Below are 17,128 nucleotides of genomic sequence, written 5' to 3' on the forward strand. Positions count from 1 at the left end.
GCACGCTCAATGACTTTTCAGCATTTATCAGCTAATAAAAAATTAGCACTTAGCTTGGCTATTTCCACCGCACTTAGCGCCTCTTTTTCAGCTGCTAATGCGGCTGAGCAAACTAACCAAGTCGAAGAAAATATCGAAGTAATTTCAGTAACAGGCACGCGTCGCAGTTTGCGTAGTATTGCGCAAAGTACTGTGCCTGTAGATATTATTAGCAGTGACGATATGGCAAGTACGGGGCAACTTGAAATTAGCCAAGTGCTCGCTAACCAAGTCCCGAGCTTTAACTACCCAAGTGCCACACTCTCTGATGGCACCGATCATGCTCGCCCAGCGGTTTTAAGAGGCCTTGCACCCGATCATACCTTAGTCCTTATTAACGGTAAGCGTCGCCACTCTGGTGCGTTATTAAACTTAGGGGGCACGGTTGGTCGCGGCTCTACCGCGGTTGATTTAAACATGATCCCAACCTCTGCAATTAAGCGTGTTGAAGTACTGCGCGATGGGGCTGCAGCACAATATGGCTCTGACGCCATTGCGGGAGTAATCAATATTGTTTTAAAAGATGCCACCGAAGGCGGCAGTGTTAGCGTAACTTATGGCCAATACGACAGCCAAATGGCCGGTGTACCGCAACTAAATAGCACTTATGCGGATGATAACGGCAACCTTGCATTTAATTTAGGCGACGATCGTCACGTTAACGACGGTAGTACCCGCACAATTAGCGCAAACTCAGGTTTTTCATTAACAGACAATGGTTTTGTAAATGTATCAATTGAATACCGTGATAACGACTCAACTCAACGCTCTGGTTTTGATCCACGCGAACAATACAACCGCCTAGATGATGGCAGCCTAGACCCACGCGAATTTACAATTGATCGCTACAATCACCGTTTTGGTAAAGCAGCGTTGGAAGACTACGCTTTGTTTTACAATATGGGATACGATTTAGAGAATGGCTTTAATGTTTATTCGTTTGGTAGCTATTCAGAGCGTGAAGGTAACTCGGGCGGATTTTACCGTCGTGCAAAAGACAGCCGCAATGTTTTAGAGCTATACCCTAATGGCTTTTTGCCACAAATTGCTACCGACGTAAAAGATTACTCGCTGGCACTTGGTTTACAAGGCGATAGTGGCGACTGGACTTGGGATGTAAGCACCAACTACGGCCGAAATGACTTTGGTTTAGGGGTTGTAAATAGCCTAAATACTTCTTTAGGTACTAACAGCCAAACTGAGTTTGATAACGGCGCCATGGTTTACGATCAGTTTTTAGTTAACTTTGATGCCAATACCAGCGTTGATTTTGGTCTACCCGATGATGTGTTTTTCACTATTGGTGCTGAATACCGCCGTGAAAGCTATAAAATAGAGCAAGGCGAAGAAGCCTCTTATATTACTGCGCTTGATAACAACGGCAACCCAATTGCTGCTGGCGGTGCGCAAGTGCTTCCTGGGTTTGGGCCGCAAAGCGCAACCAATGAAAGTCGTCATAATGTTGCTGTATTTGCTGAATTTGATACTTACTTAACTGATAAATGGAATGTTGTTTTAGCCAGTCGCTATGAAGATTACAGCGATTTTGGTAACACATTTACTTCAAAATTAGCCACGCGTTACAGTATTAACGACAACCTATCGTTACGTGGTGCGGCAAGTACTGGCTTTCGTGCGCCGTCACTTGCACAAAGCTCGTACCGTCAAATATCGACTATTCTCGAAAATAACCAGCCTTTTGAAGTTGGTCTATTCCCAAGCTCTGCTCCTGCAGCGCAAGCGTTAGGTGCAAAACAGCTCGATGCAGAAGACTCAGTTAACGTTACCGCTGGATTTGTTTACACTCAAGGTGGCTTTGGCTTAACAGTTGATGCGTACCGCATTGATATTGATGACCGGATTGTACTCTCTGAAAACTTAAGCGGTAACGCTGTGCAGCAAATTCTAGCGAATGCTGGCGAGCTAAATACCGAAAGTGTTCGTTACTTTACCAACGCCATCAATTCGCGCACGCAAGGTGTTGATATTGTGGCAACGTACACACTTGATTTAAATACATTGGGTGATGTGCGCTTAAATGCGGCGGCAAACATTAACGATACCGAAGTGACTCATGTAGATGCAAACCCGAGCGAGCTAAATTCTTTAGGCGATGACTACGTGGTATTTGCCCGTCGTGAAGTAGGCCGTTTTGAGCAAGGCACACCCGATAACAAGTTAAACCTATCGGCTGTTTGGAGCTTTAACCAATGGCAAACAACCTTGCGTGCAACTCGCTATGGGGAAGTGGCAGATATTTCAACCACCAGCGAGGGTGATGAATATTTAGATGCTAAATGGATTGCCGATTTAGAAGTCGCTTATCGTCCTAACGAAGCGTGGAAATTTGCAGTGGGTGCAAATAACTTGTTCGATCAGTACCCTCAAGCAACGGTAGATAATATTGGCTACTCTAACTTTGGCCAAATATTTCCGTACACGCCTTACACACCCTACAGTTTAGATGGGCGCTTTTTATACGGTAACATTACTTACAATTTTTAAGTAAAACGCCCATTAACAATAGAGTAATTACAAAAGGATGCAGTGTGCATCCTTTTTATTAACATTTAGTATTTTTAACCATATTTTGGCATTTTAACTTTTTAACTACTGCTGCCATCTCATATAAAACAACAACTTACATTTCGGCCTCAATTTTGCTCTATACTTTGTATATTAACTAAAATAATCAATATCAAAGGACTAAACATGAGCGCATCAACTCTATTCAACTTCACTAAGCCCGTTTCACTAATTAGCGGCATTTTATTACTCAGCGGTTGTGTATTTCACATATCGCCCAGTGTCGCATCAGTTAAACAAACCCAGCAGCTTTCACTACCAAGCAATAACCTTGAGTACCTAACGATATTAAGTGGTGCCGGTTCGCTCGATATTCAGGGCTCTAATACTGCAACCAATATTAGCGTTGATGCCATCATTTACACCGCCGACATTGACGATGAATACGAACTCACCCTTGAGAAAAGCGGTACACAAGCAAAACTTGTTGCACAAAATAAAAGTAATAATGGGATTAGCTTTTACAGCGGGCAATCACCAAGTATCAATTTAGTTGTTACCGTACCTAACACCCTAAATTTAGATATTAACGACGGCTCAGGCGATATTGTTATTAACGAGATGCAAAGCAATATTGATGTAAAAGATGGTTCTGGCAGCTTATCTATCAATAGTGCTAAAAACCTAAATATTGATGATGGCTCGGGCAGTATTTACGTAAAAAATGTGGTCGGCGACTTAGTATTAAATGACGGCTCAGGCAGCATTGATATTGATAATGTCAGTGGTAATGTCGCTATTGAAGATGGCTCGGGCGAAATGCAAGTGACTAACGTAACAGGCGTATTAAATGTTGAAGATGGCTCGGGCGGCATAACTATTAAACATATTAAAGGCGCAGTCACCGTAGACGATAACTCAGGAGATATGTTGATTGAACATATTGGCTCAAGCGTGACGATTGAAGATGGCTCTGGCGATATTCGCGTTAATTACGCTAAAGGGCTAACAATTACAGAAGCAGGCTCTGGCGATGTTAGTATCGATAATATCTCTGGTTCAGTAAAGCTAGACTAATAATCTAATCTTACTTTTAAATCATATAAAACGGTCAATTAATTGACCGTTTTTGGTTTTGTATAATCAATGGTGTGGTCACAACTGCCATCGTTTTCACAATCATTTATTCCATCGCCATCGCTATCCCAGCTTGGGTGCATAGTTTTTACAGGCACGGCTACACCTGCATGTTTAATGATGGTTAACTTATAATCACTTGTTTCACCACGTCTCGCTGCATTACGCATTAAATAAACTCGCACAATATAATCTCCATCTGTGCTGAGTTGATATTTAGCTTCATGCCCTTCTATTGAGCCAATAAATACGGCTTCATTACTGTCTAAGGGCAAAATATTAAAGTAGTTACTTAAATTTGAAGGAGTCAGAGTCACATTCAGGATATCACCTGCTTTTGCACTAACTAAATAGTCATTAAATTCATCACCAGTAATTTGCTGTTCAAGCTCAGCTCGCTGTGGTTCAAACTCAACCTTGTACTGTTGAGCTTGCACCGTTTGTGTAAATACCGCAGCAAACACAGTGGTCAGCATAATTTTTAAAAGCAGCTTAATACTCATTTTAGTTCCTATAAAAAACATATTATTAAATTTAATGGTACACAATAAAGTAATACCAATTCGCTTAATTAAGTGAGCTATTTTGAGGGAAGGCAATCGTGTCGATAGCAAGGTAAAACTTTGTTATTTAGTTGTTCTAAAAGAGAAGTTTTTAACGCAACTAACATCTGGTTTACCCCTTCAAAATGATTAAATAGTATTGCGGATTAGTATGCGTTAATAATGTTTCTTTCACAATTAACTCAAACTTAATTTATAGTAGTATCAAAATATAAATAACTCCTAACCTCAAGAGAGCACCCCATGCTAGAAATTGCTTTAATTTATTTAGCCGCCGCCATTGTGGCTGTTCCTATTGCCAAACGACTTGGCTTAGGATCAGTACTGGGTTATTTAATTGCTGGCATACTGATTGGTCCCTATGCATTGGGAGTCGTAGGGGATCAAACCGATGTAATGCATTTTGCCGAATTTGGCGTAGTGATGATGCTATTTTTGGTCGGACTTGAACTACAACCCTCACGACTATGGAAGCTTCGGCACTCTATTTTAGGGCTTGGTGGCTTACAGGTGGTGCTAACTGCGGCGGTTATTTTTGCCTTTTGTTATTGGTTTTTTAGCATGCATTGGCAAACCGCATTAGCCATTGGTTTAATGCTGGCACTTTCTTCTACCGCGATTGTATTGCAAAGCCTCGAAGAAAAAGGCTGGTTAAAGCAAGAAGCTGGGCAAAATGCATTTTCGGTTTTATTATTTCAAGATATAGCCATTATTCCTATTTTAGCGCTACTCCCCTTACTCGCGTTTGCTGCACCAAGTAGCTCAAAACAAATTAGCGATTCAATCATTGCAGACTGGCCTGTTTGGCAACAAGTAGGCGTCTCTGTTGGCGTTATTGCCGCTATCATTGCTGGCGGTAAATATGTGTCGGCACCACTGTTTAGATACATCGCACAAACTCACATGCGTGAAATATTCACTATTTTTGCATTGTTTTTAGTCGTGGCTATTTCGCTTGTAATGCACAGTATTGGCCTATCACCTGCTTTAGGTACTTTTTTAGCCGGTGTAGTATTGGCCGAAAGTGAATTTAGACACGAATTAGAAGCCGACATAGAGCCCTTTAAAGGCCTATTGCTAGGACTATTTTTTATCACTGTAGGGGCTTCAATTAATTTTGAGCTATTATTTAATCAATTTAGTACCGTGGTTGCTTTAGTTGCCTTATTAATTGTCATTAAAGCCTGCATTTTGTTTGCCCTTGCTGTCACATTTAAAATTAGCTCAAAGCAAAAACTATTGTTTACATTGGCACTAGCACAAGGTGGTGAATTTGCTTTTGTACTTTTAAGCGTGACCACCACATTAAGTATTTTAACCCCAGAACAAACCAGTCTAGTGACCTTAGTGGTTGCGGTATCTATGTTGATAGCCCCTTTATTACTGATGCTGTATGAGCAAATACAAAAACGCAGTAGTAGCACTAAGCCTGAGTTTGATAAACCAGAACAAATAAATACCGCTAAACATGTAATTATTGCGGGCTATGGCCGCTTTGGGCAAATTATGGGGCGTTTATTACATGCACAAGGCTACGAAATTACCGTACTTGATCACAGCCCAAGCCAAATAGAACTGCTGCGCCGCTTTGGTAACACCGTATTTTACGGTGATGCTGCTCGCCAGGAACTGCTTGAAGCCGCAGGCGCGCATACAGCACAAATGCTGGTTGTTGCGATCGATAACCCAGATAAAACCATTGAAATTATTAAGCTGGCACATAAAAACTACCCACAATTAAAAATAGTGGCGCGCGCAATCGATCGTCGCCATGCGTATCAATTACTGAATCTAAAAGTGGATGCATTTAACCGCGAAACCGTCGACTCAGCCATTAACTTAGCCATAGAATCACTGCAGCTACTTGGCAATAGCAAAGAAGACGCTGAGCGTGCTGGTAAATTATTTAGGGATCATGACCGTGCATCTGTGTTACAACTTTCTGAGCTTTGGGGAGATGATGCCAGCTACGGCGTTGCAGTACGCCAACGTATGGAAGATTTAAAACAGGTATTACAGCAAGATAAGCAAGCACAGCAAAATTTAAATACCTGTGATGCAAACGATTATGAAAATGGCTTAACAGAAGACTCTGCTAAGCCTAAAAAACGACCTAATGATGATGTCCACCTTGAATAGCCTCACCTTGAGGATTATAAAAACCGGTGGCGCCGTGCTCTATAAAACCTAGGTTAATCATTTTTGCTAAAAATGGGTCGCTTTCGTTATCGCCAATGTCAGCATAGTCGGTGGTTTGAAAGTTATCCCATTTTACAAACTGAGCCTTAATCGCTGGTGTGTCATTTTGCACCGCGTCTAAGCTAAGTGACATGCTTGCTTTATTCGCTAGGTTACTAATGCTAAATGTTTTTACCAGTTTTGAATGGGTAAAAAATGCCAAGTTATACTGAGAGTTATTTTCTTCTAAGCTGTAATTTTTTATTTCGTTGCAGCCTTCGCCTTCGGTGCTCACTAATGTCATTTTTTCAATAAGATGATTATCTACCAGCTGTACTTTTGCACTCCAGTTTTGCACTCCTTGCACCTCTGAGGGCTGATATTCAATACCGCGCTGCTGCGCATTAAAATAACGAATAGGCCGTATTTGATTGTTGCTCGTATGCTGCCAAAGCTCTGTTATAACTTGGCTTTGGTGCGCCACTTGTTGCTCATTTCGCCAAAGGGTGAGAGTTTGGCTGTTTTCCTTATTATTTTTAAGCGCTTGTGGAGCCTTATTAATAATAGTGTAAGTGGCTTTTAATACCTGTGGATTGATATCGCACTGCTCAGCAAAGCTGCTTGCGCTAAATAATGCGCTCATTATTAAAAATACTTTTTTCATTGGGCTATCTCTTTAGTTAATCGCTTTTAGCTTAATTGCCTTTAACATAACCAAAAATAATGGCAGTTTAATGACATAAAAAAACCCGCACAGTGTGCGGGTTGTTTTATATCGCAAGGTTTATTGCGCTACTTTTTCATCCGCGGCTTTTACAAAGTCAGCGGCAAAGTCCATAACATGGAATAAAAAGCTTTGCTCATTAGTACCTGTTACTAAATGCGCCCCTGGGCCCATTGCATACACACCTACATCTTCGCCTGCGTGAGTTTCTGATGATAGTGGCACAAGTGCCTCTTGGTGAAAACCTGGCGTTGTAGTATCAACATTACTTAAATCAACACGCCCTGTAACGGGTGCTGCTAAGTAAGATGCATCAGCATCGGTTTCTGCACCTAGATCTCTGTAGCCTAAACCATTAGTGTAACCAACCGTAGTATAAGGCATATCATCGGCAGCTAAACTTGGCTCTGTTTGGCCTACACCCACTACCTTACCTAAAATTGGGTTACCGCGTTTAGGGTAACCCGCAATGGTAAATACGTGACTGTGATCGGCTGTTACTACAATTAGCGTCTCTTCTGGGTTGGTGTTTTCCATCGCTACTTTTACTGCTTTAGCCAGCTCTACAGTATCGTTAAGTGCGTTGTATGCATTACCCGCATGATGCGCGTGGTCAATACGTCCCGACTCAACCGTTAAGAAAAACCCTTGCTCGTTATTATCAAGCACATCAATCGCTTTTTCGGTCATTTGTGATAATGAAGGCTCGCCTGCAATATCATTGCCACGGTCGGCTTCGTACTGCATGTGAGATTCATTAAATAAACCAAATACACGCTCAGTTGTGGTTGCATCAATAGCAGCAAAACCCGCTTGATCCATCACATAAGCACCATTTGGATATTGCGTTTTCCACTCGGCGGTTAAGTCGCGATTATCTGTACGATCGCCCTCTACAGCACTAACAGCATCAGCTGAGTTAAACGCGGCATCTTTTGGTAAAAAGTGACGACGCCCGCCACCCATAACCACTTCAATTCCGTCTACATCAACACCACTAAAACGTGCTTCTAGGTTCTTTTCAAAGTTAACCAGCTGTGAAGCAATATCTTCACAATTAGCTGACTCAGAAGCAGGCATATCTGAAATATCTTCCCAGTTACGGTCTGCCGATTTAGCGTAGGTTGCCGCAGGTGTTGCATGGGTAATACGCGCAGTAGAAACAATACCCGTAGACTTACCGGCAATCTCAGCCAGCTCTAATGACGTAACAAGCTCATGTCCTTTGCCTGATGTACAACTACCACGTTCAACCGCTTCGTCTATACCAATTACACCCACATCGGTTTTTACACCTGAGGCCATTGCCGTCATCGTACCGGCAGAATCTGGCGTTTGTGCATCCACGTTATAGGTTTTTACAAACCCAGAGTACGGCATGGTTTCAAAGCTTAATTGGTGATCTTCACCCATTTCACCCTGTAATTGCCCCGCTAAAATACGGGCAGCTGTCACAGTAGAAATACCCATTCCATCGCCAACAAACAAGATCACATTTTTAGCTTTACCCGATTCAGTTACCACTTTACTTGCAGCATCTTGCGCGCCAGCGAGCTTAGTTTGCGCATCACTAAACCATACGTTATTGCTAAGAGACGCCAGCTGCTCACTCGTTAATGAGGTGGATGGGTCGTTACAGACTAAGTTAGTCTGCGTTACTTCGTTGCTCTCTAATTGCCCGTTTGTATTGGTATCAACACCGCTTTGTGTTTCTACGCCGCCATTGATACATTGCGCAGATCCCACTGCAATTGGGAGATCGACCGCTAAAATATTATTGCTGTTTTTGTCGTCATCACTCGAACACCCCGTTAATGCGACCATTACTGCTAAAGAAAGTACTGTTAATTTATTCATGTGAGCCGCCATTATTGCTGAGTTAGTTCAAGAGCTTGATTAATTAAATGAAATACAACGTTTTGCTCAATAACACCTTGAGCTAGGTGAGCACCCGGTCCGGTTGCATGCAGTGAAATATCTTCACCTGCGTGTGTTTCAGAGCTCAGTGGTACCGTGGTTTCTTGGTGAAAACCTGGCGTTGTTGTATCAACACCATTTAGCTCAACACGTCCTGCAACCGCAGCTGTTTTATAGCTTGCGTCCGCATCCGTTTCATCGATTAAGTTTCTAAAACCGAGGCCATTTGCATAACCTACTGTGGTGTATGGCATGTTATCAGCAGCTAGCGTTGGTGTAGTTTGCCCTACAGCAACCACTTTACCTAAAATTGGGTTACCACGTTTAGGGTACCCTGCAATAGTAAATACATGGCTGTGGTCAGCTGTAACTAAAATAAGGGTTTCTTCTGGATTGGTGTTATCAACGGCAGCTTGTACTGCTTTTGCAAATTCAATGGTGTCATTAAGTGCATTGTATGCGTTACCCGCATGGTGAGCATGGTCAATACGCCCCGACTCAACCGTTAAGAAAAAGCCTTTTTCGTTTTTATCCAGTACATCAATCGCTTTGGTGGTCATATCGGTAAGCGACGGCTCACCAGCTATATCGTTTGCACGGTCAGCTTCGTATTGCATGTGCGATTCGTTAAACAAGCCAAATACTTTAGTGGCGTCATCGGCAATAGCATCAAACCCAGCTTGATCCATCACATAAGTGCCATTTGGATATTGTGTTTGCCACTCAGTAACAAGGTTACGCTCATCGGTACGATCGCCTTCTACGGCGCTCATAGCATCAGTAGAATTTGCCGCGGCCTCTTTTGGTAAGAAGTGACGACGGCCGCCACCCATAACAAAATCTAAGCCATCAACATCGGTTCCGACAAAGCGTGCTTCTAGGTTTTTTTCAAAATTAACCAGCTGTGAGGCAATATCTTCACAGCCAGCATTCACTGCTGCCTCAGGCATGTCTGAGATATCTTCCCAGTTGCGATCAGCCGATTTAGCATAGGTTGCCGCAGGCGTTGCATGGGTAATGCGGGCAGTAGAGATAATCCCTGTTGCTAGGCCTTTAATTTCAGCAAGCTCAGTGGCTGTAAGTAACTCATTACCAGCCACCGTTGAGCACTCACCGCGCTCAATATCTTCATCAACACCAATAACACCCACATCGGTTTTTACACCTGAGATCATGGCCGTCATGGTGCCTGCAGAGTCTGGCGTTTGTGCATCCACATTATAGGTTTTAACTTGCGCAGAATAAGGGAACTGCTCAAAGCTTAAATAGCCTTCTTCGCCAAGCTGATTATTGCGTTGACCTTGTAAAATACGCGCTGCCGTTAAGGTAGAAATACCCATGCCATCGCCTACAAATAAAATAACATTTTTAGCTTTAGTGTTTTTAATTGCCTGCGCTTGCGTTGTTTTTGTTGTTAGTTTTGCTTGGGCAGCGCTGTACCAGCTGCTGTCTTTTTGACTTTGCGGTAAAACATTGGCATGACTAACGGCACTAAACGCACAGGTTAGTGCGATTGCCGCAGCAACTTTTTTAATTTTCATCCGTAATTCCCATTATGTAGTGGTTATTTTTGCTTGAAGCCTAAGCCTCAAATAAGTAACCGCAGCACTATAAAAAACAGATGTGACCTCTAAGCGTATTTTTAATTAAAAAAAAATGACTAAATCATTACAAAATTAAGACACAAAAAAAGCGCAGCGGTTAACCGCTCAAATAAAGGTAACCATGGCGAGTTGCCAAAAGTACCCGGATTTTTAATTGGCTTTGTTATTTTAATACTTATTAACAGCACCTTTAACCTACCAGCTATCGTGCTCGAAACCGCTAACGAGCTTTCTCGATTCTTTTTAATTGCCGCCATAGCCGCTATTGGTATGAAAACAAACTTAGGCAAACTCACCGAGGTGGGCTTAAAACCAATAAATAATGATTGTTGCTGAAACAATTTGGATAGCACTGTTAATACTTGGCTTTGTATTGTGTAGTTAAACCTTGAGCGTATTGAGTGGATTGCCTACAATAGCGCATCACTTTTTAATAAAGATTAAAATCATGACCGATTCAACAAAACCAGCATTACCTGATCAGCTTTCTATTAATCCACGCAGCAAGCATTACGTAGAAGAAGTGTTTGAACACGAAATTGGCGTAAAGTTAAACGGTAAAGAGCGCTTTGATGTAGAAGAATACTGCATTAGCGAAGGCTGGATTAAAATTGCCGCACCTAAAGCGCTAGACCGCCGCGGCCAACCTTTACTTATGAAAGTAAAAGGCACGGTAGAGGTATTTTATAAGTAAAATAAATATATTGCTTATAAAGTAAACTGAGTAAAAATTATTTAAATACCCAATATTTCTAGGTAAATTACTTAAGTAAATGTGGGTATTTATTTACCTTCTAATACCATATTAATACGCCTCTCTTAATAGAGTCATATTGACGCTCGCTATTAAAAAACGAGTCTTCTACGATTAGAAGTTGCTTTATCTAACAGCGCATTTTTGTACTTTTACTACATTATTGCTTATTTATGTAGCACCCACACAAATTTGCCTACCTAGCAAAGATACAACAGGAGATTCAGCCTCTAAGATAAGCCATCTCTAGCCTTTTTTACCCTTATTAGCTATTGCTTTAAGTGCAGAAATATTGGCATTTTCCCCCTCAGCTTCTTTCAAACGGCGGCGTCTCTTTGCAAAATTATCAAACTCCAATTTTGCTTTATCATCTGCCGCTTTTTTAGAGGTTGTCCCTGCGCCACTCAAAACTTCACGATCATTAAAGCTCAAAAACTGATCAAGCTTATCAGCCCAGTCTTGTAAAAATACTTGCTTGCGTCGTAGCGCTTGGTCTTCTGCAAAATCAAGCCACATATTTACAATTCGATTCAGCTCTTTAATTTCATCTTCCAGCAGATAATTTTTAGCAACAGTGACGTCTGTTTTACGCACTTCATCACCTTTATAACTGGTTAAGCCCATATCTGGCTTATTAGCATCTACACGGCTGGAAATAAGCTCAGCAGCCGTCATCTGCGTACAAGCATAGTGCAGCTTGTTCTGTATAGTTTGAAAGAATCGATTAGTCTCTTGATTAGAGGGCTCATAGTCGGCAGCCATTGTAAAAATTTCTTTAGCCCGTAAATATACACGTCGTTCACTAGCTCGAATATCGCGAATGCGTTCAAGCATTTCATCAAAGTAATCAGGAACGGTAGAGTCTCCCACAGGAGGGTTTTTCAAACGCTCATCATCCATGACAAACCCTTTAGCTAAATATTCTTTTAATATCCTAGTTGCCCATTGTCTAAATTGTGTACCTCGTTGCGAGCGAACCCTGTAGCCTACGGCTAAAATCGCATCAAGATTATAGTGATCGATTTCGCGAGATACCTGGCGAGTACCTTCTAACCGAACTATCCGGAATTTCCGGATGGTTGCGTTTTGTACAAGCTCACCTTCTTTGTATATATTGATCAAGTGCTCATTTATAGTACGAACATCTTTGTCGTAAAGCTCCGCCATTACAGCTTGAGATAACCATAAGGTATCTAACTCAAAGCGACATTCAACACGCGTCTGACCATCTGCGCCAGTAAAAAGAACAAACTCTCCTTGTGGAGCTTGAGGGATATGCTCTGCCATTCACTTAACCTTCTACATAATTAATATAACTAGGCCTTTCACGCCATGACGGTTTCGAACACTTTTTTAAGTTCACCATAGAGTTATACACCAACAAATACGTTACGATTGTTAGGTGTTTTTTACCAAATAGGACTTAAATCTTTGTAAAGCTCTAAATTACCCTGAATTTCATCCCAATGAGAAATTTCAGGTAAACGCTCTGCTTGAATTAGTTTAAAGTTGAAGTGCTCTTCATAAGGCTTTGTAATAGTATTATGTAAAAGCACTGGCGTACCAGAAAACTCAAACACCCAGTATTTTTCGATAGCATCACTATTTTTTCCTGTTATTTCCTTATCAATGTCGCGCCTAGGTAATAGCTTTACGCTTGCCACTGAATATAAATATTTTCCTAGTTGCTCTGTATCTTGATTGCTGTCGCGAACAGTGAGTACAAGGTAACGTATTTCGCGCATAATGTTTCTGTGTACATTTTGACGATTAGTCGCAATAAGTCTTGTATGATAACCCTTTAAACTACCTGTTTTGGCTTTTTCCAAATATGTTTGATCACGATCTAACTCATTTACTGGTGCTACAAATGTCAAACCAGTATGTCTAGTCACATTTACGCCGTAAGGGGCAATACGAACGGCATCTTCAACAAAATGATAATCATATGACGAAGATTGTTTGTATTCCAAAGCCTTGCGCGTTTTACCTAGTTTTTGCGCTAAATATTCTTTTATCCAATAGTTAGTGGAGTCTTGACTCCCTGCACTTGGCAATAATGGAAACGCGCCAATACCAATTTCATTAATAGCTTCGGCATAAGGGTTTTGTTCAGATTTTTGTTCCGGAAAAAAACCTGGGAATAAAGCGAATGCGCCAAGAACAGGGCGACTTTTTAATGGCAATTCGTATTCAATATGCTGTTGGTGAATAATCGCATCACGGTATCTATGCATCTGATTTATAGCATCTTCAGGTACGGCATCTTTACCACCAAACTGCGTAGTATCTATACGATACTTTGCATCAAATAAAATAAAGAAAGCTTCCCCATTTTCCAAGGTAACACGCAGCACAATATCCGGACGGTGGTTTGCAAGCCAAGTTCGATTAACTGAGCCTTTAGGTGTAAATGAAGGCTCATGCGCCAGCTCAATCTGCATACCATCACTTTCGTGTTTGTATACAAAAGCAGCAGCCATCTCATCCTTGGGAAATTGCTTCTCAAACTGCACTTGTTTAAGGTGGCTTAGCGTCTCTTTTTGTGGCTTAAAACCCAAAGATTCAATAATCGACTTCACCTCTAAAAAACACCAAATTTCGTAAATTTCTGCAACAGATTTCATCGATAAACGACTTTCTCCAAAGCTTCCATTTAAGTAGTATTTCAATTGCTGCCAAACTTTATAAACTTTTGAATAACCAGCTGCTTCTTGTAGCACTTTAGACTCGGTATATTGCCCTTTATAAACACCCACCTCGTGCCATAACGCGTGCTTTGTATACTGAGCAACTTGGGTACGCCACGCGTCTAACTCGCTAATAAATGAACTAGATACTTTTGAATCTTTATCTGCTTTTATTTCTAATAGTATCTGAGATAAGTTCGCTTTAGTTTTCGCAAGCACCATTTTAATAAAGCGGTTTTCTGGGGTATCAATATTTAAGCGCTGCTTTTTAATAGCAATTCGAGATGAACGTTTTGATGCTATTAACTCTTTTGCTTTTTGCTCCTGCTTAGCCCCTAATCGTTTATTTACTCTCTCTAAACTCTGCTCAAAAGTGTAAGACTGCAACCGATTATGTGCAGCGTTTAATACTCTTTTTACACCTTGATTAAACTCGTCAACTAAGCGCTCAAATTGCGCTAACCAAAAGAGTTCAAATCTCTCTGGTTGCCTAGTTGATTTGCCTTGAGTATGCGTTGTTTTTCCACTAATACTGTACCGCCACAGCGGATAAACACGATCAATTTCATGGTTCATAATGATCAAATCTTGAGCTTGTATCATTTTAGTGGCAAAGACGGTAAAAGCGACGGGTACAGATTGCCAAACCCCATTAACACTGTATTTAATTTCAAAATGACATAACCCAACATCATTGCCAAAATTAATCACAGCATTTAACGATTTTCGTTTAGGATGAGCAAAAAAACTTCGATCAAGCAATGCATATTTGTGATTAACCGAAAAAGAGTCTTTATCAACATGGTCATTAAATTCAATTTCAAATCTATATTGGCGGTTTTCAAAAAAGAACGGTTGAATATGTGGAGGCCCCTCACAATCAAAGCTAGGCAACATTGGCTGAGGGCCAACCAAAACAAGCATTTCGTCATATTTTGGCAGCTCAACAGAGCGTGACACATATGTCCGTTTTAATTTATTTCGAGGAGAATCTAAGCAATCAGTAGATACATGAATATCAAAGTCATCATGTTCATAGCTTAACAATTCGCTATTTTTAGCCATGGTCCATTACCGCCAAAGTTTAAAAAGTGCTGTTTATTTAAGGCCAAAAAGAGGTAAAACCACGCACAAGTTGATCATTCATCCAACTTAGTTTTTTCTTAGAGCGACAATCCACAGTAATAGTTTCACCTTCTGGATCTAGCTTTTCACGGTACAAATCTGGTCGTCCGTTTTCCCAAGCTCCAGCCAACTGCTCTTCTAATACTTTTAATAGTGCTTCTAAAATATTATGCTGGCTCTGCCCTACTAATTTATCCTCATCACCTTCAATACGCGGTAGTACTTTACACATCATAAAGTCATCCCACACAGCTTTAAGAGTTAAATCATATTGCGGCTGGCTGCTGGCAACAGCAAGTAGTAATTCATTTAGAGCGCGGAAAGCCAATTCAAACGGCGTGTTTTTTAGCACCGCATTCACCGCCGATAAAAACGCTACAGTTTTAGTGCCATCAACATCAAAGGTATTGGCTAAATCCGTTTTGCTGGCATTTGACCAAATAGGGTAACTAAGACGTTTATTACGGTTAGTTGGGGTGAAAAAGTCTGCATAGTCGTTAGGAAAAAACTCACCAAAATCAAAACTAAGCGCACGATCGATCACCTTTCGTGAAAAGCCATGAGTCGTTTCATCCATATTCACTGTACCAGCCACCAGCAAATTAAACGGAATACCTAACCCATATTGGCAAATTAGCGCCCACAGCTCATCGTATTGTGTACCATTAAAGCCCAGCGCTTCGCGTAGCTTTTCTTTATTGGCCACGGCTTTAATGGTAGCGGGTTTTAATAGTGCATCGCTACTGTACGAAAAGCTGTCACCCGTCCAAGTCCATTCACGAGTTTCAAGTACCGACAAATAATCAGCAAAATACTGCTCAACGGGCGCAAGGTTCATTTCATCTAGGCACAGCCAGTAAGGTAATACCTGCTCAAGCGCATCACGCTCGCCCGCAACCACTAAGCGCTCGCCTAGCTCGTCACTATCTTGCACTTCCAAGTTTAGCCCGCTATCAGCAATTGCACGCCATGCTTTAGCTATAAAATCCAATACATCGGTAGTGATATATTCAGCGCTGCCATCTTGAGTGAGCCGCGAAATATACCCCAACAAGTCACTTGGTTCATGCCAATCTGGACGTACCGAGGTAAGGCAATAAGTTTCTGAAAATTGCTTAGAAGTTTTTGCTTGTTCACGCACAAATCGGGTTTTACCTGTGCCTGAAATACCAGCGAGAAGGAGGAAGGGTTTGGATAAAGCAACCTCGTTTACTATAAAATCATTTGTAGTGGTCAAACTTCTTGTTTTGGCCACACTATATGCTTCATAAACACTTTTAAATGTCTTTGGGTTTTGGCAAAGATCATAAACAAGGCGCCCAAATACACTAGAAGATGCATCTGGCAAATTAATTTCTTTTAAAATAACAGAACCAAAGCAATCTCTTGATCCTCTTGGCTTTCCTTGATCATTAATTAGCCGCTTTGAACCTAATCTAAATGTAGCATCATCTTTATCAAGAAATTTTGAAAAGAGCTCCAAATCATTATCTGAACTAAAATTTTCTAATAATTTTTGGTTTGCTCGAATGTTACTTTTTATTTGCTCAAAATTCCCTAAAAGGGAACTAGCATAAGGCCTTAATTTTTCGTATATTTCGAAGTACTTAAATAACTCACTTGAAAATTCATACATTTCACTTGCAAAAGCAAAGTATTGATTAGGAATTAGCGCATAATTTGCTGGCTTATCATTAGACTCTTTATCTGTAATTGCAAATGAAGTATAGGTATCAAAGCCATACCCAATAGAGCCTAGCTGCTTATGCAAAACATCCTTTTGTACTGAGGTTAATCTATAGTCGAAAAGCTTAGAACTATTAACTAAAGGTTCTTCCAGCTTTATCTCGTCAAGTTTTATTAACATGTTA

At 41.0% G+C, this 17,128-nt stretch carries 12 protein-coding genes; 5 read left to right on the forward strand and 7 right to left on the reverse strand.

Going from position 1 to position 17,128, the window contains the following annotated elements; genetic code table 11:
• Nucleotides 1–9: 9 nt before the first annotated feature.
• Both L641_RS0114570 and L641_RS0114575 read left to right on the forward strand, forming a co-directional pair.
• A complete protein-coding gene (locus L641_RS0114570) occupies nucleotides 10–2,544 on the forward strand; it encodes a TonB-dependent receptor (protein WP_024602270.1) in 2,535 nt (844 codons plus the stop codon).
• Nucleotides 2,545–2,751: 207 nt separating this feature from the next.
• Nucleotides 2,752–3,642 carry a hypothetical protein gene (locus L641_RS0114575; protein WP_024602271.1) on the forward strand — a complete coding sequence of 297 codons (891 nt, stop codon included), beginning with the start codon at nucleotides 2,752–2,754 and terminating at the stop codon, nucleotides 3,640–3,642.
• 38 nt (nucleotides 3,643–3,680) lie between these two features.
• Here L641_RS0114575 and L641_RS0114580 read toward each other — a convergent pair whose 3' ends face one another.
• On the reverse strand, nucleotides 3,681–4,205 hold the full coding sequence (locus L641_RS0114580; protein ID WP_016899006.1) for a hypothetical protein: 525 nt from the start codon (nucleotides 4,203–4,205) through the stop codon (nucleotides 3,681–3,683).
• A gap of 303 nt (nucleotides 4,206–4,508) precedes the next feature.
• On the opposite strand from L641_RS0114580, the gene L641_RS0114585 reads away from it, so the two are divergent.
• Nucleotides 4,509–6,404: a monovalent cation:proton antiporter-2 (CPA2) family protein gene (locus L641_RS0114585; RefSeq protein WP_024602272.1), complete on the forward strand. Its 1,896-nt coding sequence runs from the start codon at nucleotides 4,509–4,511 to the stop codon at nucleotides 6,402–6,404.
• Here L641_RS0114585 and L641_RS0114590 read toward each other — a convergent pair.
• The 3 genes from L641_RS0114590 to L641_RS0114600 all read right to left on the reverse strand — a co-directional run bounded on the left by L641_RS0114590 (nucleotide 6,379) and on the right by L641_RS0114600 (nucleotide 10,625).
• Entirely contained in the window at nucleotides 6,379–7,107 is a 729-nt protein-coding gene (locus L641_RS0114590; RefSeq protein ID WP_024602273.1) for a hypothetical protein, read from the reverse strand. The two genes, L641_RS0114585 and L641_RS0114590, sit on opposite strands and share 26 nt — an antisense overlap.
• 120 nt (nucleotides 7,108–7,227) lie before the next feature.
• The gene (locus L641_RS0114595; RefSeq protein ID WP_024602274.1) at nucleotides 7,228–9,024 is read right to left on the reverse strand and encodes an alkaline phosphatase; all 1,797 of its coding nucleotides are present in this window, start codon (nucleotides 9,022–9,024) and stop codon (nucleotides 7,228–7,230) included.
• 11 nt (nucleotides 9,025–9,035) lie between these two features.
• A complete protein-coding gene (locus L641_RS0114600) occupies nucleotides 9,036–10,625 on the reverse strand; it encodes an alkaline phosphatase (RefSeq protein ID WP_024602275.1) in 1,590 nt (529 codons plus the stop codon).
• A gap of 192 nt (nucleotides 10,626–10,817) precedes the next feature.
• On the opposite strand from L641_RS0114600, the gene L641_RS0114605 reads away from it, so the two are divergent.
• The gene (locus L641_RS0114605) at nucleotides 10,818–11,024 is read left to right on the forward strand and encodes a putative sulfate exporter family transporter (protein ID WP_024602276.1); all 207 of its coding nucleotides are present in this window, start codon (nucleotides 10,818–10,820) and stop codon (nucleotides 11,022–11,024) included.
• Between the two features lie 112 nt (nucleotides 11,025–11,136).
• Nucleotides 11,137–11,382 carry a DUF3297 family protein gene (locus L641_RS0114610; RefSeq protein ID WP_024602277.1) on the forward strand — a complete coding sequence of 82 codons (246 nt, stop codon included), beginning with the start codon at nucleotides 11,137–11,139 and terminating at the stop codon, nucleotides 11,380–11,382.
• A 306-nt stretch (nucleotides 11,383–11,688) separates the two neighbouring features.
• Here the strand turns inward: L641_RS0114610 and rhuM are convergent, their stop codons facing one another.
• From rhuM to L641_RS23600, 3 genes are all read right to left on the reverse strand, one after another.
• Nucleotides 11,689–12,729, reverse strand: a complete 1,041-nt coding sequence (gene rhuM, locus L641_RS0114615) for a RhuM family protein (RefSeq protein ID WP_024602278.1) — start codon at nucleotides 12,727–12,729, stop codon at nucleotides 11,689–11,691.
• A gap of 122 nt (nucleotides 12,730–12,851) precedes the next feature.
• The gene (locus L641_RS0114620; RefSeq protein WP_024602279.1) at nucleotides 12,852–15,197 is read right to left on the reverse strand and encodes a DUF2357 domain-containing protein; all 2,346 of its coding nucleotides are present in this window, start codon (nucleotides 15,195–15,197) and stop codon (nucleotides 12,852–12,854) included.
• 37 nt (nucleotides 15,198–15,234) lie between these two features.
• Complete coding sequence (locus tag L641_RS23600) at nucleotides 15,235–17,124, reverse strand: hypothetical protein (protein WP_024602280.1); 1,890 nt, start codon at nucleotides 17,122–17,124, stop codon at nucleotides 15,235–15,237.
• Nucleotides 17,125–17,128 lie beyond the last annotated feature (4 nt).

The organism is Pseudoalteromonas sp. TB41 (genome assembly GCF_000497975.1).
Taxonomy (GTDB): Bacteria; Pseudomonadota; Gammaproteobacteria; order Enterobacterales; family Alteromonadaceae; genus Pseudoalteromonas; species Pseudoalteromonas tetraodonis.

Bases quoted from the DNA above. Each gene is read 5' to 3' on its own strand.
- L641_RS0114595 (WP_024602274.1), bottom strand. From the start codon at position 9,024: ATGAATAAATTAACAGTACTTTCTTTAGCAGTAATGGTCGCATTAACG.
- L641_RS0114600 (WP_024602275.1), bottom strand. From the start codon at position 10,625: ATGAAAATTAAAAAAGTTGCTGCGGCAATCGCACTAACCTGTGCGTTT.
- L641_RS0114585 (WP_024602272.1), top strand. From the start codon at position 4,509: ATGCTAGAAATTGCTTTAATTTATTTAGCCGCCGCCATTGTGGCTGTT.
- L641_RS0114620 (WP_024602279.1), bottom strand. From the start codon at position 15,197: ATGGCTAAAAATAGCGAATTGTTAAGCTATGAACATGATGACTTTGAT.
- rhuM (WP_024602278.1), bottom strand. From the start codon at position 12,729: ATGGCAGAGCATATCCCTCAAGCTCCACAAGGAGAGTTTGTTCTTTTT.
- L641_RS0114570 (WP_024602270.1), top strand. From the start codon at position 10: ATGACTTTTCAGCATTTATCAGCTAATAAAAAATTAGCACTTAGCTTG.
- L641_RS0114590 (WP_024602273.1), bottom strand. From the start codon at position 7,107: ATGAAAAAAGTATTTTTAATAATGAGCGCATTATTTAGCGCAAGCAGC.
- L641_RS0114610 (WP_024602277.1), top strand. From the start codon at position 11,137: ATGACCGATTCAACAAAACCAGCATTACCTGATCAGCTTTCTATTAAT.
- L641_RS0114575 (WP_024602271.1), top strand. From the start codon at position 2,752: ATGAGCGCATCAACTCTATTCAACTTCACTAAGCCCGTTTCACTAATT.
- L641_RS0114580 (WP_016899006.1), bottom strand. From the start codon at position 4,205: ATGAGTATTAAGCTGCTTTTAAAAATTATGCTGACCACTGTGTTTGCT.
- L641_RS23600 (WP_024602280.1), bottom strand. From the start codon at position 17,124: ATGTTAATAAAACTTGACGAGATAAAGCTGGAAGAACCTTTAGTTAAT.